The organism is Actinomyces gerencseriae DSM 6844 (genome assembly GCF_000429265.1).
Lineage (GTDB): Bacteria > Actinomycetota > Actinomycetes > Actinomycetales > Actinomycetaceae > Actinomyces > Actinomyces gerencseriae.
On the sequence record NZ_AUBN01000013.1, the window covers coordinates 109,453 to 128,865 of the forward strand.

General features: G+C 72.4%; 17 protein-coding genes, 1 tRNA gene and 1 pseudogene. 14 read left to right on the plus strand and 5 right to left on the minus strand.

All coding sequences use genetic code 11. The annotated features are described in order from the left end of the window. Nucleotides 1-64 precede the first annotated feature (64 nt). Nucleotides 65-1,318, minus strand: coding sequence for a variant leucine-rich repeat-containing protein (locus G448_RS0106870; protein ID WP_026407389.1), 1,254 nt, complete (start codon nt 1,316-1,318; stop codon nt 65-67). A 217-nt stretch (nt 1,319-1,535) separates the two neighbouring features. Here G448_RS0106870 and G448_RS0106875 point away from each other — a divergent pair, with 217 nt between their 5' ends. From G448_RS0106875 to G448_RS0106920, 10 genes are all read left to right on the plus strand, one after another. Then, on the plus strand, nt 1,536-2,309 hold the full coding sequence (locus G448_RS0106875; protein ID WP_026407390.1) for a PP2C family protein-serine/threonine phosphatase: 774 nt from the start codon (nt 1,536-1,538) through the stop codon (nt 2,307-2,309). 74 nt (nt 2,310-2,383) lie between these two features. Further along, complete coding sequence (locus G448_RS0106880) at nt 2,384-3,781, plus strand: FHA domain-containing protein (RefSeq protein WP_245572228.1); 1,398 nt, start codon at nt 2,384-2,386, stop codon at nt 3,779-3,781. A 111-nt stretch (nt 3,782-3,892) separates the two neighbouring features. Continuing rightward, nucleotides 3,893-4,735: a hypothetical protein gene (locus G448_RS15510; protein ID WP_051268707.1), complete on the plus strand. Its 843-nt coding sequence runs from the start codon at nt 3,893-3,895 to the stop codon at nt 4,733-4,735. A 46-nt stretch (nt 4,736-4,781) separates the two neighbouring features. After that, complete coding sequence (locus tag G448_RS15515) at nt 4,782-5,699, plus strand: LmeA family phospholipid-binding protein (protein WP_245572229.1); 918 nt, start codon at nt 4,782-4,784, stop codon at nt 5,697-5,699. 103 nt (nt 5,700-5,802) lie between these two features. Beyond that, nucleotides 5,803-7,059: an AAA family ATPase gene (locus G448_RS0106895; RefSeq protein WP_051268710.1), complete on the plus strand. Its 1,257-nt coding sequence runs from the start codon at nt 5,803-5,805 to the stop codon at nt 7,057-7,059. A 46-nt stretch (nt 7,060-7,105) separates the two neighbouring features. Continuing rightward, nucleotides 7,106-8,137: a DUF58 domain-containing protein gene (locus tag G448_RS0106900; protein ID WP_084436441.1), complete on the plus strand. Its 1,032-nt coding sequence runs from the start codon at nt 7,106-7,108 to the stop codon at nt 8,135-8,137. A gap of 5 nt (nt 8,138-8,142) precedes the next feature. Next, nucleotides 8,143-8,664, plus strand: a complete 522-nt coding sequence (locus G448_RS0106905; protein WP_026407394.1) for a hypothetical protein — start codon at nt 8,143-8,145, stop codon at nt 8,662-8,664. Next, entirely contained in the window at nt 8,658-9,713 is a 1,056-nt protein-coding gene (locus G448_RS0106910) for a VWA domain-containing protein (protein ID WP_026407395.1), read from the plus strand. Before G448_RS0106905 ends, G448_RS0106910 begins: the two co-directional genes overlap by 7 nt. Further along, complete coding sequence (locus G448_RS15520) at nt 9,710-10,999, plus strand: vWA domain-containing protein (protein ID WP_084436443.1); 1,290 nt, start codon at nt 9,710-9,712, stop codon at nt 10,997-10,999. Before G448_RS0106910 ends, G448_RS15520 begins: the two co-directional genes overlap by 4 nt. Continuing rightward, a complete protein-coding gene (locus tag G448_RS0106920; RefSeq protein ID WP_026407396.1) occupies nt 10,996-11,940 on the plus strand; it encodes a hypothetical protein in 945 nt (314 codons plus the stop codon). Before G448_RS15520 ends, G448_RS0106920 begins: the two co-directional genes overlap by 4 nt. Before the next feature lie 179 nt (nt 11,941-12,119). Here the strand turns inward: G448_RS0106920 and mscL are convergent, their stop codons facing one another. The 3 genes from mscL to G448_RS0106935 form a co-directional block, all read right to left on the minus strand. Then, entirely contained in the window at nt 12,120-12,566 is a 447-nt protein-coding gene (gene mscL / locus G448_RS0106925; RefSeq protein WP_026407397.1) for a large conductance mechanosensitive channel protein MscL, read from the minus strand. 119 nt (nt 12,567-12,685) lie between these two features. Then, entirely contained in the window at nt 12,686-13,309 is a 624-nt protein-coding gene (locus tag G448_RS0106930; RefSeq protein ID WP_026407398.1) for an SAF domain-containing protein, read from the minus strand. Nucleotides 13,310-13,553: 244 nt separating this feature from the next. Next, the gene (locus tag G448_RS0106935) at nt 13,554-14,282 is read right to left on the minus strand and encodes a 5-formyltetrahydrofolate cyclo-ligase (protein ID WP_084436445.1); all 729 of its coding nucleotides are present in this window, start codon (nt 14,280-14,282) and stop codon (nt 13,554-13,556) included. 307 nt (nt 14,283-14,589) lie between these two features. On the opposite strand from G448_RS0106935, the gene G448_RS0106940 reads away from it, so the two are divergent. The 4 genes from G448_RS0106940 (at nt 14,590) to G448_RS0106955 (ending at nt 18,247) form a co-directional block, all read left to right on the plus strand. Beyond that, nucleotides 14,590-15,801, plus strand: coding sequence for a molybdopterin molybdotransferase MoeA (locus G448_RS0106940; protein WP_026407400.1), 1,212 nt, complete (start codon nt 14,590-14,592; stop codon nt 15,799-15,801). Between the two features lie 3 nt (nt 15,802-15,804). Then, entirely contained in the window at nt 15,805-16,482 is a 678-nt protein-coding gene (locus G448_RS0106945) for a GNAT family N-acetyltransferase (RefSeq protein ID WP_026407401.1), read from the plus strand. A 114-nt stretch (nt 16,483-16,596) separates the two neighbouring features. Next, nucleotides 16,597-18,030 carry a hypothetical protein gene (locus G448_RS0106950; protein ID WP_026407402.1) on the plus strand — a complete coding sequence of 478 codons (1,434 nt, stop codon included), beginning with the start codon at nt 16,597-16,599 and terminating at the stop codon, nt 18,028-18,030. Between the two features lie 144 nt (nt 18,031-18,174). Beyond that, nucleotides 18,175-18,247: transfer RNA gene (locus tag G448_RS0106955), tRNA-Ala, on the plus strand. Between the two features lie 269 nt (nt 18,248-18,516). On the opposite strand, the pseudogene G448_RS17490 reads toward G448_RS0106955, so the two are convergent. Continuing rightward, a pseudogene (locus tag G448_RS17490) lies at nt 18,517-19,352 on the minus strand (IS110 family transposase); the annotation flags it as partial. Between the last annotated feature and the right edge of the window lie 61 nt (nt 19,353-19,413).

Here is a 19,413-nt window from a genome sequence, read left to right on the forward strand (position 1 = left end):
GGCCTCCCGTCAGTCCCGTTAGTTCTGTCGGTGCTGACTTCGTGCTGACTGCGTGTCGGCCCCGTCAGCGCTGGCCGGACTGCTTGGTGGACTTCGAGTCCTCGCGGGACATCTTGAAGCCCTGCCCGCTGATCTGGCTCCAGCACTCGATGCCGTCTTCCGACGAGGTGCAGGCGAAGGTGCTGTTCTTCGCGGCGGAGCCGTAGTTGAGGGACGCGCCCGAGCCGGCGAAGGACGAGCCGCAGCTGCCGCTGGCCACGCCGTCCTTCCCGACGGTCCATGTGACGGGCGCGCTCGAGGAGTTCCCGCAGGAGGCGTCCTGGGGCACGAAGCTGTGGTCCTTGATCGTGCAGCTGACCGAGTCCGTCCCCAACGTGCAGGTGATGTTGCCGCTGGGAGCCGTGAAGGAGCTCATCTCGACGGCATCGGCCGGCGCGGGGGCCACGAGCTTCTGCGAGGGGCTGGCCGAGGGGCTCGGTGTGGGGGAGGCCGACGCCGACGGGGTGGGCTTCTTCGAGGGGCTGTCGCTCGTGGGGTCGTCCGCCTGCTGCGAGGTGCCCGTCTGATCCCCGTCATCATCGGCGTTGTTCCCGCCGCCGTGATTCGACAGGACGAACCACACGACGAGCGCCACCACGGCGACGATGGCGATGGCGCCGAGGATCCACAGCCACAGGGTCGGGCGGGGCCCGGCGTCCTCCTCCTCGGCCGCCTCGCCGATGCCGAACAGGCCTTCCGGGGTCGGCTGAGCGGCCTGCTGCTGGGGGGCCTGGGCGTATTCCGGCTGGGCGGCTTGGGCGTACTGGGGCTGGGCGTACTGCGGCTGGGCGTACTGCGGCTGGGCGGCCTGGGTGGGCTGCTGGTACTGCGTCTGCTGGATGGCCTGGGTGGGCTGCTGGTACTGGGTCTGCTGGATGGCCTGGGTGGCCTGCGGCTGGGTGGGCTGCTGGTACTGCGTCTGCTGGATGGCCTGGGTGGCCTGGGTGGGCTGCTGGTACTGCGTCTCGGCGAGGGGCTGCTGCTGGCCCGGGCCCTGGGGGGACTGGGGCCCGATCTGCCCGGCGGACAGGACCTGGGTGGAGCCGTCGGCGGCGGCGGTCGTCAGCGGCTGCGCAGGACCGTAGCGCCGGGCCAGAGCGGCGTCGACGGCGGGATCGCCGAGCGTGCCGAGCCACTCCAGCAGCGCCGGGTAGGTACGCGGGTTCGCCGCGATGTAGGGGCGCAGACCCGGATAGTTGTTGGCGAGCTCGTGCAGCGTCGCGAGCTCCGCATCGGGGTTGCTCGCCGCGGCGACGAGGTCGTCCTGAGCCTGAGACATGAGGTGAGTCCTCCACAAGTTCACGGTTCCCGCCGTGCACGCCTGGTGCCGTATGGACGTTATTCATAGGGAGACGGAACGGGTCACCGGTGGGTACCGGTCTTCAAAGAGCCTACCTGAGGTGAGCCGAGTCGCGCCCGTGCAGGTATCGTCGGCGCCATTCAACCGTCGGCCGTGATCGCGCCCCGGCCGCCGCCCCAGCATCGAGGAGATGTTCATGAGCGAGATCCCGGCCACGCCCCGGCCGCAGGGCGACGCCCTGGTCCCCGTCGTCGGGGCGGCCACCGATGTCGGGCGGTTGCGCAGTGTCAACGAGGACGGCTATCTCGCCCTGCCGCCCGCGTTCGTCGTGGTGGACGGCATGGGCGGGCACGCGGCCGGACGCGCCGCCACCCGGGCCGCTCTGAGCGCCCTCGCGTCGCTGTCCGGTTCCGTCGTCGCCGACGAGCGAGTCATCGTCGAGGCCGTGCTCGCGGCCGGTGAGGCGGTCGCCGCGATCCCCTCGCACGCGGCCCACCGGCCCGGGGCCACAGTGGCCGGCGCCGTCCTGGCGCACCGGACCGGGGCGGCGACATGGATCACATTCAACATCGGCGACTCGCGAGTCTACCTTCTGCGCTCCGGAGTCCTGACCCAGATGTCCCACGACCACTCCCAGGTCCAGGCGCTCATCGACGCCGGTCAGCTCACGCGGGATCAGGCCCGGCGCGACCCCCGGAAGAATGTCGTCACCCGGGCGCTGGGGGCGGGGCTGGACCAGGAGGCCGTTCCGGAGACCCGTATCACGCCCGCTCAGAACGGGGATCGCCTGCTCATCTGCTCCGACGGTCTGAGCGACGAGCTCGACGACGAGGCTCTGGCCACTGTTCTCGGCGCCGGGATGCGCCCGCAGCACACGGCCGAGGCGGCGGTGGCCGCTGCGCTCGAGGCCGGTGGCCATGACAACACCACCGCCCTGGTCGTCGATCTCGTCCCGGAGTCGGATCTGTGAGCCCCGCGAGCCCGGGCGCTCCTGCGGGTCCCGGGGGTCCTGGGGCCCACGGGAGCACGCCGGCGGGTGGCGTCGTGGGCGTTCCGGAACGCGTCGTCGGCCGCTGGGGGGAGGCGCTTCTGGCCCCGGGGGCCCCGTCGGAGGCGGCGCGGGCGGTGCTGGAGGCGCTGGGCGGACCCGCCGAGCCGTTGACTCCGGAGGCTCCGCGGGCTCGGCGCGCCCGGGGATCGGACGACCCCCTCCCTCCCGCGGTCGCCTCCGCCGCCACCGCCGACGAGCCTGCGAGCACCGCTCGGCTCCGATGCCCGGAGGCTGCGAGGGCGGTCGCCGACGACTCCGCCGGGACGGCCGGGTACGCGGGGATGCGTCCGGCCGCGGTACCGCCCGCCTTCCCCCCGCAGACCCTGGTGAGTCCCGCGGCCCTCGCCGTCGGGGGGCCGCCCGAGGCCCTGCGGCCGGCCGTGGGCGCGGCGCTCACCGGCCCGACCGCGGCCGGGACCGCCGATTCCCCCGATTCCTCCGACTCTGTTGAGTTCGTCACATCGGACTGCCCGAGCGCGGCCGAGACCGGGGTGTGGATCGATCCCGACGATCTGCCGATGAGCATCGGGCCCGATGCCGACGACGCCCCCGGCGCCGACGACGCGCTCGCGGATCGCGAGGTCCCGCGGGAGGCGTCCGCCGCTCCCTCCTCGACTGCGCTCCCGCCCGAGCCGATCTCGCGCTACCCCGAGCCCGAGCCGGGGTCGGGGCGCCGCCGTCGACGCGTTGCCGCGAGTTCGCCTCCCGAGTCGTCCGCGCCCGCCCGCGCCGCGGAGGAGACGGGCGGCTCCGGCGCTCCGGACGGGAGCGCGGCGGACCGGGAGGGCGATGCGGCGTCGCCCGTGCCGTTCGCGTCGTCCGCCCGGGGACGGGCGGGACCGATCGGGGCGCCGGGACCGGACTCCGGGTCCCCGCCCTCGGCGCCGTCAGAGCCCTCGGCCTCAACGGGCGCTCTTGTCCAGGAGGTCGTGCCCGTCCCCATGATCACGGCGGCCATCTGCGTCGTGGGCCATGCCAACCCGCCGGACGCCCACGTCTGCCTGTGCTGCCCCGCGCCCCTGAGCGGACAGCTCGTTCCCGTGCCGCGGCCGGTCCTGGCCATGCTCGCCCTGTCCACGGGGATGAGCGTGCCCGTGCGCGGGGACATCGTCGTCGGGCGCGCGCCGCGCGAGCAGCCGGGGGGCGAGCCCGGCGCCCTGCTCCTGGAGGTGCCGAGCCCCACCCACCTGGTCTCGCGCTCCCACCTGTCGATCACCACGGCGGGCTGGAACGTGCTCGCACGCGACCTGAGCTCCAACAATGGCACGGTGCTCCTGCGACCGGGGATGCCGGCGGTCCTGCTCGCGCCGGCCCTGCCGACGCCGCTGTACGTGGGGGACCTGCTGGACGTCGGGGACGGTGTCGCGCTGCGGGTCGAACCACCCATCTAGCCGTTCGGCGGCCGTCTGCCCGTTATCCTGATCCAGCGGCTGAACAGCCTTGCCCGAGCACTCGCGCTCTCGAGCCCTGCATACTGCTCCTGAACAGCAAGGAGACCTCCTATGAGTGATCTGACCTGGACCGAGCGGCCGGAGATCGATCCGGACCGCCCCGACGAGCTCGTCCTCGACTTCTCGGGCGAGATCCACCGCATCGGGACGGATGACGCCTTCGTCATCGGCCGTGGCGGGGATCTCGACATCGATGACAACCCCTACCTCCACCGGCGCTTCCTCGTCCTGGCGCACGAGAGCGGATTGTGGTGGATCGCCAACGAGGGCACTCGCCTGTCCGCGACGCTGACCGACGGCGACGGACTGGTGCAGTCCCGACTCGCCCCGGGCGCCCGCCTGCCGCTGGTCTTCCAGCGCGTCATCCTCACCTTCTCCGCGGGGCCGACGACCTACGAGATCGATCTCATCACCGCCGGCGAGGAGCATTTCTCGGGGATCGACGGCGTCCAGCAGTCCACCGGCCAGACCACCATCGGGGTGACTCCGATGACCAAGTCCCAGCTGCTGCTCGTCCTCGCCCTGTCCGAGCCGGTGCTGCGGCGCGCCGGCACCGGGGCCGCCGAGATCCCGTCGTCGTCCGCCGCCGCCGCGCGCCTGGGATGGCCCTTGACCAAGTTCAATCGCAAGCTCGACAACGTCTGCGAGAAGCTCGACCGTGTGGGCGTGCGGGGACTGCGCGGCGGGCGCGCCGGGGGCGCGGCCTCCAACCGGCGCACCGCGCTCGTGGAGCACGCCGTGGCCACCCTCATGGTGACGGCCGAGGATCTGCCCATGCTCGACCAGGAGCACGCCGACAACGAGGCCGCCGCGCGCGGGACCGGCGCGAGGACGACGGGCACGACTGCGGTCGGGGACGGCGGGCGCGCCGATGCCGGGAACGGGCGGGGCTGAGCGCGGTGAGCGGCACGGAGCGGGTCGAGCGGGCAGGGCGGGCGCGGTGAGCGCGGCCAACATGGCGGGCGCAGCGGGCGCAGCGGGCGCAGCGGGCGCAGTGAGCACGGCCGACGACGACGAGACCGGTGCGGACGGAGAGGGCGTCGTCGGTGATGACGGCGGCCCGGGCCGGGACGGCGCGCTGCGCCGTCCCGGTGCGCGTCGTCGCCGGGGCCGTGTCATCGCCGTCGTGGTCCTGCTCGTGCTCGTCCTCGTGGCCGGGGGAGCGGGCGCCGAGCTCTACACGCGCTCGCGGGTCGCCGCCGTCGTGCGCTCGGCGCTGCCCGGGCTGTCCCCGGACGCGCGGATCACCACTGAGGGCCTCGTCCTGCCCCAGGTCCTCGGGGGCAGACTGGATTCCCTGGCGGTCACCGCCGGCGAGCTGGAGCTGTCCTCCGGAGATGACGCCGCGGCCGGGCGGGACGGTCTGACGCTGCTCGACCTGGATGCCACCCTGACGTCCATCGGTCTGTCCGATCCCTTCCCGACGCGGAGCGTGGACGCCACGGCATCGGTGGGGTGGGACCGGCTCACGACCATGGTGGCGGCCGCGGCCCCCGATATGCCGGCCCTGACCGTGCAGGCGGGCGCGCTCGGCTCCGCCGATGATCCCGGGACCGCGACCGCCTCGACCAGTGTGCTCGGCGGGCTCGCCGCCTCCATGACGATCGCGCCCTCGGTGTCCGACGACGGCGGGCTGCTCCTGAGTGTCACATCGATCACGGTCCGGGGCATCGAGTTCGATCCCGGTGCCACCTTCCTGGGCCGCCCCGTCCTGTCCTACGTCGGGCTGGAGTCCTCCGAGATCTCGGTCGGCGCCGGCTCGTTGCCGCAGGGGCTCAGCCTGTCCCGGGTCTCGGTGACCGACAAAGGGCTGCGCCTGTCCTTGTCCGGATCCGACGTCGAGATGGCTGATCTCTGAGCCGGGGTGTTGGGATCCCCATCGATGCGCCTGGGCTCGGCCCGACGTCTCGTATAGCCTTCCAGTGGCGCCGTGGTCACCCTTCCGGCGCACGAGGAGTTTCATGAGCAACCAGCCAGTGCAGTCCTACGGCATGACGACCGTCCCCGGCGGACAGGCCACCATGCCGTCGGCCACCGTCCCCGAGGCCGCGCAGGCGCCGGCGGTGCCGACGGTGCCCCAGGCGCCCTCCCGCTCCGGACGCCGGACTCGAGTGCCGCAGCCCTCGGCGCCGGGCGGTCTGTCGCCCGCCCCGGCCGGCACCTCCTACCCCACCCCCACGGCCTCCCTGCCCAGCGCCAGGGAGCTCGAGCGCCAGGCGGAGCGGTCCTCGCGCTCCGCCTCCCCGAAGGCCGATGTCCAGCGCGCCTCCGAGCTCCTGAAGCGAGTGGCCGACACCTTCGGCCAGCGCGTGGTCGGCCAGGACCGCCTGCGCCTGGCGCTGACGTCCACGCTCATCGCGGGCGGCCACATCCTGCTCGAGTCGGTTCCCGGCCTGGCCAAGACGACGGCGGCCCAGACGCTGGCCGCCGCGGTCTCCGGCTCCTTCTGCCGCATCCAGTGCACCCCCGACCTCATGCCCAACGACATCGTCGGCACGCAGGTCCTCAACTACGCCACCGGGGAGATGGCCACCCAGCTCGGCCCGGTGCACGCCAACATCGTCCTGCTCGACGAGATCAACCGCTCCAGCGCCAAGACCCAGTCGGCCATGCTCGAGGCCATGCAGGAGCGGCAGACCTCCATCGGCGGAGTCAACTACCCGCTGCCGCAGCCCTTCATGGTCCTGGCCACCCAGAACCCCATCGAGGAGGAGGGCACCTACGTCCTGCCCGAGGCGCAGATGGACCGCTTCCTGATGAAGGAGGTGCTGACCTACCCCAAGCCGGCCGAGGAGGCCGACGTCCTGGACCGCATCGCGTCGGGGGCCTTCGAGGAGGCCATGATGACCATGCCCATCAGCACCGACGACGTCGAGTGGCTCCAGGGCACCGTCGAGCGCGTCTACGTCGATCCGGTCATCAAGCAGTACATCGTGGCCCTGGTCAACACCTCCCGCGGGGGCGGGCCGCGCCCCGTGCCCGGCCTGGACAAGCATGTGCGCGTGGGCGCGTCCCCGCGCGGCGGCATCGCGCTGATGAAGGTCGCTCAGGCCGTCGCCCTCCAGGCGAACCGCACCTACGTCACGCCCGACGACGTCGGCCTCCTGCGCCATGCCGTCCTGCGTCACCGCCTGGTGCTGACCTACGACGCGCTGGCCGATGACATCGCTCCCGAGGCGATCATCGACGCGATCTTCGCAGCGGTTCCGACGCCCTGACCGGGAGGCCATGGTTGCTGACACAGGTGCAGGCACGGTTGCAGTGATGAAGACCACCCGCAGTCAGGCCTCGTCGGACGCGCCCGAGACGGCGCCCGCGGCGCCCTCCCCCGCCATGGGCCGCGGCTCCCGGGTGGCGCGCGTGCGCGGCCGGTTGGCGCTGCCCACGCTGCGCCGCGCCACCGGTCTGCTCGACGGGCGCCACAAGTCCGTGCTCCTGGGGCACGGTCAGGACTTCGACGACCTGTCGCTGTACCGGCCGGGGGACGACGTCACCGACATCGACTGGAAGGCCTCGGCGCGCATCGGCCAGCCCGTCATCAAGCGCTACCAGCGGGAGGCCAACCTGCCCCTGGTGCTGGCGGTCGACACCGGACGGACCATGGCGGCGCAGACGCCGGCCGGCGAGGACAAGCGCGGGCTCGCCCTGGCCGTCGCCGAGGTCTTCGCCTATCTGGCGCGTATGCGCGGCGATCCGGTCGCGCTGGTCGCCGCCGACGCCGCCCGGCAGGTCTCGCGTCCGCCGCGATCCGGCTCCGAGCACGCCGAGACGCTGCTGACCCAGCTGTCGCACCTCTTCGAGGAGCTGACCGATACGGTCGATACGGCGGCCACCCGCTCGGGCTCCGGCCTCCTCGCCGCCGGGGCTCCCGCCTCCGACCTGGTCACCCTCCTCGACCGCGTCTCCATCTGGCACCGTCGGCGCAGCCTCGTCGTGCTCATCACCGACACCGCCCACCCCGACCCGGTCCTCGCGCCTCGCGTCGTCGATCTGCTGCGCCGCCTGTCGGCTCAGCACGAGCTCACCGTCATCCAGATCGAGGACGACGACCCCCTGGCTCCCGGGCGCGCCCATGACATCGAGCTGTCCGGCGAGGTCCCCGCCTTCCTCCGTGAGGACAGGGCGCTGGCAGCCCGCGTCTCCCAGCAGGTCCTGGCGCGGCGGGCCGCCGTGACCGGTGCGCTGGACGCCCGTCATATCGAGTACGTCACCATCACCGACGACGCCTCCCTGGTCGACCGGATCGCGGACCTGCTCGCCCGGCAGCGCCTGGCCTCGTCGAAGAGGAGGCGTTGAGAGCCATGTCGATCAACAGTCCGGTGCTGATGCCGCTGTGGATGATGATCGTCGCCGTCCTCGGCCTGGTCCTGGTCGCGGCGTGGCTGCTGCGCTCCCTGCTCGTCACCCTGCGGGATCGGAGTCGAGAGGTCGGCGACATCCCCATGGCGCCGGCCGAGCGCGGTCAGTGGAGCGAGCGCGTCGCGGACGCGGAGGCGCGCTTCGCCGCCGGCGAGATCGACGTGCGCGCTCTTCACCTCGAGCTCGCCTCGATCCTGCGCGGCTTCGCGGCCGCCCGCAGCGGTGAGGACATCACGACCGCCACGGTGCGCGAGATCCTGGACATATCCGCCGAGAGGGACCCGGGCGACGTCGAGGAGCGCCTCGAGCGCGTGCGCCGTCAGCGCCGCCCGCTGGACACCAACCCGCTGGGGCACGTCGGCGAGCTCCTGGCAGTATGGGAGCAGCCGTCCTTCGACCGCGATCCCGAGGCCGCGGCCGAGGAGGCGCTGAGCGAGGCGAAGGAGGTGGTGACCCGATGGTGATGGCCCCGCTGTCGTGGGTCCTGGTCGTCCTCGGCCTGCTGGTCGGCGCGCTCGCCGCTGCGGGCAAGGTGCTCCCGGTGCCCTGGCGCCGGGCCGGGGAGGAGCCGAGGCGCATCGCCAACTCCGCGCTGCTGCTGTCCAGCCCGCTCGTGCGCGGCCGGGTGCGCCGACGCCGGTACCTGCACGCCCTCCTGGGCGTCCTGCTCGTCATCGGGCTGGTCTCCGCCGCGCTCGTGGCGGGGCGGCCGGTGGATCGCTCCGTGCGCAGCGATGCCCTGGCCAGCCGCGACATCGTGCTGTGCCTGGACGTGTCCACCTCGATGCTCTCCGTGGACGTGCAGATCCTCGACACCTTCACCAAGCTGCTGGACACCTTCGAGGGCGAGCGCGTGGCACTGGTCGCCTGGAACACGACCGCTCAGACCATGGTGCCGCTCACCGACGACTACGATCTCCTGCGCTCGCAGTTCCGGGAGGCGGGCGACGCCCTCGACTTCAGGCCCACTCTCTACAACCCCATGTCGGACAAGTACTCCCAGACCTTCAGCGGCACGATGCTGACCGACGTCCAGGCGTCCTCCCTCGTCGGCGACGGACTCGCCTCGTGCAGCCTCGCCTTCGACGCCAACCAGGTCGAGGACCGCTCACGCTCGATCGTGCTGGCCAGCGACAACCAGGTCGTCGATCCCGACCACCAGCAGGTCTACTCCCTGAACGACGCCGCCGACCTGTCCGCTCGGGAGAACATCCGTCTGTTCTCCCTGTTCGGCTCCGATCCCAGCACCGTGGACCCGAGCCTGACCGGCATGACCCTGACCCAGGCGCGTGAGAATCTCAAGACCGTGACCGAGGGCCATAGCGGTTTCTTCTACGAGGTCGACGATCCCAAGGCCGTCGAGAGGATCGTCAAGGAGCTGGAGGCCGACCAGGCCACCATGCTCGAGGGCGACAGCGAGGTGCGGGTCACCGACGTGCCCCAGGGCTATGCCGTCTGGCTCGTGACGGCGGTCGTCGCATTGCTGGTCGTGACCGCCTGGAGGCGCGCATGATCTTCACGCCGTTGTTCTTCGGGACCTGGGGGTGGCTCCTGGTCGTCGCCACCGCTGCGCTGCTGGTGGTCGTGCTGGTGTGGTCGGGGCGCCGGCTCCTGCGCGACGACGCGGAGCCCGGTTCGAGGACCGTCTGGGGGCGGCGCACGGCGCTCGCGCTCGTGACGGTCCTGATCATGTCCGGACCCAGCATTCCCGCCACCCAGTCACGCTCCACGTCGAACATCGAGGTCTACCTCGTCGTCGACCGCACCGGGTCGATGGCGGCCGAGGACTGGGCCGGTGGGCCGGACAACGGCGGGGGCACGAGGCTCGACGGCGTGCGACAGGACCTCGGCGCCATCCGGGACGCCTTCCCCGCCGCCCGCTTCTCCATCATCGCCCTGGACTCGGCCGCCGCGCGCGAGCTCCCCCTGACCACCGATATCGACGCCGTCACGTCGTGGATCGCATCGTTGCAGCAGGAGCCGACGACGCGGTCCAACGGGTCCTCCTTGGAGCGGGCCCTGCCGCAGCTCTCCCAGGACCTGCGCTCCAGCTCCGAGAACTCCCCCGAGGCGGCCAGGCTCGTCTACGTCCTGTCCGACGGCGAGGCCACCGACAACGGCTCCGGGGCCTCCGACGCCGCGGCGGCGGGGCTGTCGTGGAGCGAGCTGGGGTCGATGGTCGATGGCGGCGCCGTGCTCGGCTACGGGACGCCCGAGGGCGGAAGGATGCGCGAGTTCGAGGTCGGGCGGACCCCGGACCCCGACGCCGAGCCGAAGTACATCGCGGATCCGGGCACCGGCCAGCCCGCGATCTCCGTGCCCGACGCCTCCGAGCTCCAGACCGTGGCGTCCGGCCTGGGAGTGCCCTACCTCCAGCGCACGGGCGGTGCCGACGACGCGCCGACGAGCGACTTCACCGCTGTCGATGTCTCCGAGGTGTTCTCCGACGAGCGCGAGCGCTCGCGCAGGCACACCTATCTCACCTGGCCTCTCGGGCTCGTGGCCGCGCTGCTGCTCATCTGGGAGCTGGCGGCGCTGGCGCGCACCGACTACCGCGTTGCGCATATGACGCGCTCCGCCACCACCGGTGACGGGCCGGGCGCCGGCGCGCCCGGCGGCGTCGGGCGCGGGGGAGGCGTCGGGCGGGGGAGTGCTGCGCCCCGGCCCGTGCAACAGAGGGTTGTGCCCGCACCCGTGCAACCGGGGGCCGCGCCCGCGCCGAGGGGCGGGGCGTACGGGTACGTCGGAGGCGCGTCCGGGCCCGGTGGGCCCGGTTCGCCCATGGGAGGAGCACGATGAGCAGTATCCCGCCGGTCCCCTCGGCTCTCGGCGGCGAGGGCGAGCCGAGCGCGCCGGCCGTCGTCCAGGCGGATGACGATGCCGAGGACCCGCGCCGCAGGGCGGCCAGGCTCCGTCGTCGGCGCCGTCTGCTCGCCTGGGGCGCGGCGCCGGCGCTGGTGATGACGATCGTGTCGGTCTGGATGGGCTTCGTCTTCCTCATGACGCTGGCGGCCAACCGTGCGGCCGTCGCCGGGAACTACGCCGCGGCGGTGAGTCGCTACGAGACGGTGGCGAGGGTCGACCCCTGGCTGGACGCATGGCGGGTTCACTACAACCTGGGGACGGCCCGCCTGCTGGCCGACGACGCCGATGGCGCCGTCACCGAGCTGGAGGAGGCGCTCACGACCGCGCCGGCGGCCGACATGGTCGAGGCCCAGTCGCAGGACGGGACGGAGACCTGGCAGATCCGGGACCCCGAGGCTCCCGAGTGCCTCGTGCGCGTCAATCTCTACACCGCGCACCTCGCACGCGCGCAGAGGGCCACCGAGGCGGGCGACGAGGCCGGCGCGCAGACGGCCATGGACGAGGCGACGGCTGCCGCCGGGGAGTGCGAGGTCCCGCCGCCACCGGATCCGTCGAGTGACCCGTCGGACTCCCCGAGCGCTGATCCGTCGGACTCCCCGAGCTCCGATCCGTCGAGCGATCCGTCGGACTCCCCGAGCTCCGATCCGTCGAGCGATCCGTCGGACTCCCCGAGCTCCGACCCGTCGAGCGATCCGTCGAGCTCGGCCTCCGCGAGTCCGAGCGGGTCCCCGACCGGCGGCGCCAGTGGGACGCCATCGGCATCGCCGAGCGCCAGTCCGTCGTCGGATGATCCGCAGCGCGACAAGCTCAAAGGACGCAATGGTCGCGCCAACGGCGATGGCGGCAAGAGCGGCGGCAACGGTCGCAAGTGGTGAGAGCCCCCCCCGCCGAGATCGGTTCAGTTCCGGCTCGAGATCGGTCCGGTTCCGCGCCGAGATCGGTCCAGATCCGTAGCCGGGTCAATTCTGCGGACATGAACGTGCCCGGCGCGGAACCGGATCCGATTCCGCGCCGGGCACGGCCAGCCGTTGAGGCGAGTGCGGGTGACGAGCGATCAGGCCTTCGGCTTGGCGGAGAGCAGGTCGCGGATCTCGGTGAGGAGCTCGATGTCGGTGACCTTCTTGGCGTCCTCCTCGGCCTTCTCCTTGGCCAGGCGCTCCTTGACCTTGTTCATCGGCATGACGATGGCGAAGTAGACGGCGGCGGCCACGAGGACGAAGTTGATCACCGTGGTGATGATCGTGCCGGGCATCACGTAGCCGTCAGGGTTCTTGGCGAGCTCCTCGGCGGTGGCCAGGTGGAAGGTGTAGCTGCCGTTCTCGTACAGGGAGAACGCTCCCAGGGAGTCGAAGTTGGGGCTGCCGATGAGTTGGCCGATGATGGTCATGATGACATCGGTGATCGCCTTGACGATCGGTGAGAAGGCGGCACCGATGATAACGGCGACGGCGAGCTCGAGGGCATTGCCCTGCGAGATGAACTCCTTGAATCCCTTGAGCATGAGCAACCTTTCCTTGCTGGGCGAGGGCGCAGTAGAGCCGCTCGCGTGGAGGGGTGTGGAATGAGAATCCGGCAACCTGCTCAGGTTGCCGCCGCGGCGAGTGGCGCCGATAACGAGAGTCAGGGACTCAGCACGACACCAAGAGCACCGTTCGTGGCCGCGCTAACAATAAGGCTAGCGTTCGCTGCGGGAACGGCAAGCGTCACAAGTGTGACCTTTGTCCCTACTGTCCAGCCGCTGTCCTCCCCGTCGGGCGTGGACAGGATCACGCGCGCATTCCGGCACAGAACGGCGGTGCCCGGGGATCCGCGGAATGCTTCGATGCCGTTCGCGTCGGCGGATTCGTCATTCTCCTGACTCGCCTCTCGCCCCGTCGCCTCGCCGATGACGTCCACATGGGCCCCCGGCTCGGCCAGTTGCGCCCCGACCTCCACGGGGACCTGCACGAGCCGCTCGTCGGCCCCCACGTCCGCGGCGAGCGCCGCGGACGTCATCGAGACCGTGAGCACCGTCCCCTCCTCCAGCCCGATCGCCGCACGGGAACCGACGACCTCGGGGCCCGCCAGGCCCGCGGCGGGCAGGGCGTCGGGCGGCAGCGCGCGGGTGGTGAGGTCGTCGGCGGTGATGACGCTCCCCGCGCCGATGGTGCGCGCGACGACGACCACCTCCCGGCCCGGCTGCGGCCCTGGGCGGAGCACGCCGAGAGCCAGCGCTGCGGCGGCTCCCAGGCACAGGGCGATCACGAGGTGGCGATGCCGCCACAGGGCGAGCGATGGTCGCCGCGTCCTCGGGCGGGACGGAAGGCGGGTGGGCCGGGAGGGCCCATCGGGGGAGGTGCGGCTGCGTCGGGACATGCCTTCAGGTTGAGGCGTCGCGGCCCGCGGCGCACGCGGTGCATCGGGGCCTGTGGACGACGCCGCGAGATGAGATCATGAGTCGGGTTGTGGAGCCCGCACCGGCCCGCGATGTCCCCTTCGACTCGCCGTCTCACCGTCCTGCGGCGAAGGCCGAGCCCTCCAGCAGGAACCAGGCGTCCGGGGTGATGACGGCGTCCACGGCCTCGTCGTGCTCCTCGGTCGGCAGCGGCTCGGGGACGAGCTCGTCGTCGTACACCATTGCGAAGACGCTGACGCCGTCGCGGCGCAGCGGGAGCATCCGGTCGTACCAGCCCCCGCCCTGGCCGAGCCTGCGGCCGCCGCGGTCCACCGCGAGAGCCGGGACCACGAGCGCGTCGACCTGCGCGACCGCCTCCGCGGGCAGGGCCTCGCCGCCGGGTTCGGGGGGCCGTCCCGGTGCTCGTTCGGCGAGATCGCCGGCACTTCGGAAGCTCCCCCAGGACCGGGCCAGGTGAGGGCCGAGCACTGGTAGGAGCACTGCAACCCCCTGCTCCGCGAGACGATCGAGCAGCAGCCGAGTGCAGGGCTCGTGCCCGACCGAGACGTACGCGGCGACGGCGCCCGCACTGTCCAGGGCCTCGAGGGCGCGCTCGGTGAACGCCTCGCACACGGCGTCATGCCCGTGCTCGCAGTGACGGTGCCGGGAGCGTCGGCGGGAGCGCAGGGTCGCGCGCAACTGCTCCTTGGCGTCCTCGGCATCCAGCGGCTTCGGTGGATTCGACGTCGGTGATGTCAGTGAGTTCGGCGACTTCGGCGACTTCGGCGACTTCAGGGAGGCGACGTCGGACACAGCGGCGGGCTCGGCTGTCTCAATGGTCATGGGGACATCTTCTCAGGCCGCGGGAGAGGGCAGAAGGCCTGTGTTCAGGACATCCTCCCCATCCCGCGCTCCGCGCCCGCCCCGGCGGGCCCCGCGCGCCCGGTCCGGGCCTCGCCGCCCGTCCCGTCGGGCCCGCCGCCCGAGCGCCCCGGGGCCCGCCGGCGCCATCGGTGCGAGGACCATCGGCGCCGCCGTCCCGTCGTGCGGCCCGGCGCGGCAAGCCGAAGGATCGGGGACGCAAGCGGGTAGCCTGGAGCGAAGGCGCCCGGGCCGTCGGTCTCGGGCGGGACACGGAGGAGCCAAACCCATGCGCACCGTTGCCGAGCACCTGGCCGCGTGCCTCGAGATCGCCCAGCCGGCCCCGCCGCTCGATGTCGTCCTGCTCGACGCCGTCGGCTGCGTGCTGGCCGAGGACGTCGTCGCCGACCTCGACCTGCCCGCCGCCGACCTGGCGGGGCTGGACGGCTATGCCGTGATGAGCGCGGACCTGTCCGGTGCCGCCGAGGCCGCGCCGGTCGTGCTGGAGGTCATGGACTCGGTCCGGGCGGGCGAGACGCATCAGACACGACTCGTGCCCGGGGCTGCCGTCCTCATCGACTCCGGGGCCCCTCTACCGCTGGGCGCCGATGCCGTCGTGCCCTGGGCCGTCACCGATCGCGGGAGGTCCCGGGTCCGGGTCCGAGCCGTCGTGGGCGCCGGCGACAACGTGCGGCGCCGGGCCGACGACGTCGCCGCCGGTACCACGGTGCTGTCGCGGGGCTCGCGCGTCTCCGCCCGTCAGATCGCCCTGCTGGGCGGTATCGGGCGCTACCGCGTCAAGGTCCTGCCCGCGCCGCGAGTCGTCATCGTGTCGATCGGCGACGAGCTGGTCGAGCCGGGCCGGTCGCGGGGCCCGGGCGACGTCTTCGACGCCAATGGGCACGCCCTGGCCTCGGCCGTCGCCGACGCCGGTGGACGGGCCTTCCGTGTCGCCGCCGTGCCGGACGAGCTCGGCGCCCTGGCCGAGACCATCGAGGATCAACTCGTGCGGGCGGACGTCCTGATCACCACCGGCGGCCTGTCGGTCGGGCAGGGCGATACCGTCAAGGACGTCCTGGCCCCCCTGGGCTCGGTGCGCTTCGACGCCGTCGCCATGGCGCCGGGGCGCCAGCTCGGCCTGGGCGCCGTGGAGGATACCCCGATCTTCTGCCTGCCGGGGGACCCCGTGAGCGCGCAGATCTCCTTCGAGACCTTCGTGCGCCCGGTCCTGCGGCGGATCGCCGGCCGACGGAACCTGCACCGCTCCTCCATGCCGGCGTCGATCTCATCGGGCTGGCACTCCCCGGCCGGCAAGCGCGAGTTCGTGCCCGTTCACCTGACCGGCTCGCCCTCGTGCGGCTACACGGCGGCGCCGACCTCCCGGCCCGGCACGACCCGGCTGCTCGGCCTGGCGCGGGCCAACGCGATCGCGGTCGTGCCCGAGACCATCCATACGGTGGTGGCCGGGGACACCCTCCACTGCCTGCTGCTGGATGCCTGAGCCGTGCTGCGCTCCCTGAGGGCCGGGATCCGCGGCCTGTCGCGGCGGCGGTTCGCCTGGCCGACGACGCTGACCGCTCCGGCGGTCATCGCGCACGGGCTCGCCCGAAGGCCCGCGGTGGTGAGGCTGCGCGCGCTCAGGCGCGCGGACCAGCAGGCGTGGTACGCGCTGCGCCTGGCCGACGACGCGCGCCTGTCGCCGTGGGAGGCCACTCTGCCCGCGGGCAGCCCCGAGGCCCTGCGCTCCTTCCCGGCGTACGTGCGGGACCAGAACCGGATGGCGCGCAGGGGAAGGGCCATGCCCTTCGCCGTCGAGGTCGATGGCGTGCTCGCCGGGCAGGTGACGGCCGCGCCGATCCACTGGGGCGCGCTGTCCTCGGCGAGCGTGGGGTACTGGATCGGGGGGTCCTGGGAGGGTCAGGGCATCATGGCGCTGTCCGTGGCGATGGTCCTCGATCATCTGCTGGGTCCCGAGGTCGGGCTGCATCGGGTGGAGATCAATGTCAGGCCGGAGAATGAGCGCAGCCTCGCGCTGTGCCGGCGTCTGGAACTGCGAGAGGAGGGCCTGCGCCGGGGGCTGATGAATATTGACGGGGCCTGGGCCGACCACCTGAGTTTCGCGGTCGTGGCGGAGGAGGTGACGGACGGACTCGGATTCGTGGGGCGTTTGATGCAAAAGTGATTCTTGAGATTCAGGAGATTTGAGAGGCTCTCTAGATTGCGATTTCCGTCGCCCTGAACCAACACGCCGTGTTCCTGTCTACCGGGGCGGCCCCGACCCGCATACCGTTGAACTGTGGGAATCGAGATCTGGGTGCTGGTGGCGCTCGTGGCGATTCTCGCCGTGTACCTTCTGCCGTTCCTGGTTGGACGTCGAGAGGTGATGCGCCTGTCCAACGCCGAGGACCGCTACTCCTCCGAGCTGCGGGTCCTGGCCACGGGCGACGCCCTCGCCTCCGATGAGGCCTGCGTCAGCAGCGGGCGCGCGCAGATCTTTCGACGTCGACCGGAGGTCAAGGCCATGAACAGGCCCGCAGTGAGGAACGTGCGAGCGCTGCGCACCGAGCGCGAGCTGATCCGTGCGCGTCAGGCCCATGGCGAGGCGCGGGAGCGTCGCCGCGTCGCCGCCTCCCATCGCGCCGCCGTCGCCTGCACTCTCCTGGGAGTCCTGCTCGGTCTCGTCGTGGTGTGCGCTCTCACGGCCCTGCCCTGGTGGAGTCTCGCCGTTCCCGGTGCTCTTCTGCTGGTATCGGTCGGGGCCGGCCGTCGCGCCGCGCGCGCCTCGGCCGCGCTCGATCTGCGCGAGCGTCGTCGGATCACGGATCTGGAGGACGAGTTGGCCGATCTCACCGGTGAGCGGTCCGCTGCTCCGACGCCGGTGTGGTCCATCAAGCCGAAGGACCTGCGGAAGTCCGCGCTCGAGACGGCCTCCGCGCGGGCGGCGACGACGGACGGGGCGACTGCTGACGCGGAGCGTGCGGGACAGCGGGCGGAGCGGACGTCGGCCGGGAGCGAGGCTCCCGCAGTGAGCAGGATCGGGGTCGCGGCCGCGGCCCCCGTGGCGGGGGCCGGGGTCGAGCGGTCGAGCGAGTTCGCTGCGGGGGAGGCCCCGGCCGAGGTCGTCGAGGTGATCGACTCCGTCGAGGCTGTCGAATCCGCGGGGGCGGACGACCGGTCCTCGGCATCCGAGGCCGGGACGGCGCGGGCGCCCGGGCGGGTGGACGCGTCCGGGGATGAGTCGTCGACGGCGGCCGAGGAGCAGTCGGTGGACGGGGAGCCCGCCGAAGCGGCGGACTCCCCGGCCGCGGCCGCCCGGAGCGGTGAGGGCGCAGCGGTTCAGCACGCTCTCAGGGCCGTGGCCTGGCCGGTCACCGAGCTGGAGACCGACGACGGCGCGTCGTCCCTCGACTCCGCGGCCGCACTGGCCGGCTCCGGGCGGGCCGCCGTGTCCAAGCGGGCGACGGCGTCCGAGCGGGGGGCCGCCCCCGCGACCCCGCCGCAGGGATGGCGCCCGGTTCATGTGCCCGCACCCACCTACACGCTCGCGGCTCGCGCACCGCGGCGTGCTCTGGAGGATCTGGAGGAGACGTCCTTCCCCTCCGCGCCCGTGCCGGCGCGCCCGCACAGCGTGCGGAGGCTGCCGACCGAGGGCGTCGAGAAGGAGGAGATCGAGTTCCACCCCATCGACCTCGACGCGGTCCTGGAGAAGCGTCGCGCTGCCGGCGCCTGAATCGAGTCGGCGCCCGAGCCGAGTCGGCGTGCGGTCGGCCGGCGCGCGGTGGGCCGGCATCCGGGCGCGGGCGGCGGTGTTGTGGTTCACGGGGCGCCGACTTGCGGACGGCGACCGCAGGGGTGCTACGATCGCCCCGCACCTGGGGCTATGGCGCAGTTGGTAGCGCGTCTCGTTCGCAATGAGAAGGTCGGGGGTTCGAATCCCCCTAGCTCCACCGGGCAGTGGCCGCCACGTGATCGTGGCGGCCACTTCTCATTGGAATAGTGATGGCGAGACTACCTCCTGGATCGACCACGGGGTCCCAGGGAGCCGGCGAGGACGCGGTGATCGTGCTGCGGGCCGGGGTGTCCCTATGTGGTGTGTCAAGCGGCTGCGGGTAGTTTCGTGGTTGGTTGTGGGTTGTAGAGGGTGTTGTTGCGGATCGTGGTGTGCAGGGTCGGGGTGCGGCGGTGGGCCAGGGCGAGGACGGCCTGGCCCAAGGTGTTTGCCGTGGTCGCGTTTGCGCTGGTAGTAGGCCTGGGAGACGGGGTCGGGGCGCGGGGAGGCGAAGGCGGAGGCGAATATGGCTCGCTTGAGTCTCTTGTTGCCGCCGTGGGAGACGTACTCGCCCCTGATGGAGGATCCCGATCTTCTGGTGACTGGGGCCAGGCCGGCCCAGGTGGTGTGCCGCCGAGCCCCGTGCTTCTTGAGCCTGGCGTCGATCCTTGTCTTGCCCGCTCGTTTCGGGTCGGCTGGGGCGGTGCCGGGCGGCGACTGGCCTTCGGGATGGCGTGGTGCGCCCGGCCAGGGCCCCGCCACGGTCTCGAGGGCTGGGCGGGGTCTGGGTGAACGACTGGCCCCGGATGCGGCCCTCGGTCTGGTTGGCCTGGCGGGCCGGGTCCAGGTCGAAGCCAGTCAGCATGCTCAGCGCCGCGGCGTCCTCGTCCGAGGTGCTGACGGCTCTCAGGGTGTGGGGCATGGTCCTGGCCGCGCCTGGGCGATGACGGCGGCGTCCTTGGCGTCGGTCTTGGCGCTGCCCGGCGTCAGGCCGGCGATGCGTCTCATGGGCAGTCCGGGCGGGTGGCCCACGGTGCTGCCCATGTGCTGGGCCACCGCCAGGGCCAGGGCCAGGGCCCCGATGGTGGCGGGCTGATCGACCACCACCAGCACCCGCCCCTTAATTCTTGTAGGTGCTGGTAGGTCTCTCGCAGCCGGTCCTCGTCGCCTGCCAGGGCCCTGTCGAGGACCTTGCGGCCCTCCCGGCTCGGGGCCGTGGCCCAGTGCCCGCTCCTTGCCGACGCCCAGTGCCGACGGAGGACCTCGATGTCCTCGATATCCATCTCTCCTGCCGCCTCTCGCTCCTGGGTGCAAGGGCCAGCCAGTGGACGACCGGTCCCGCAC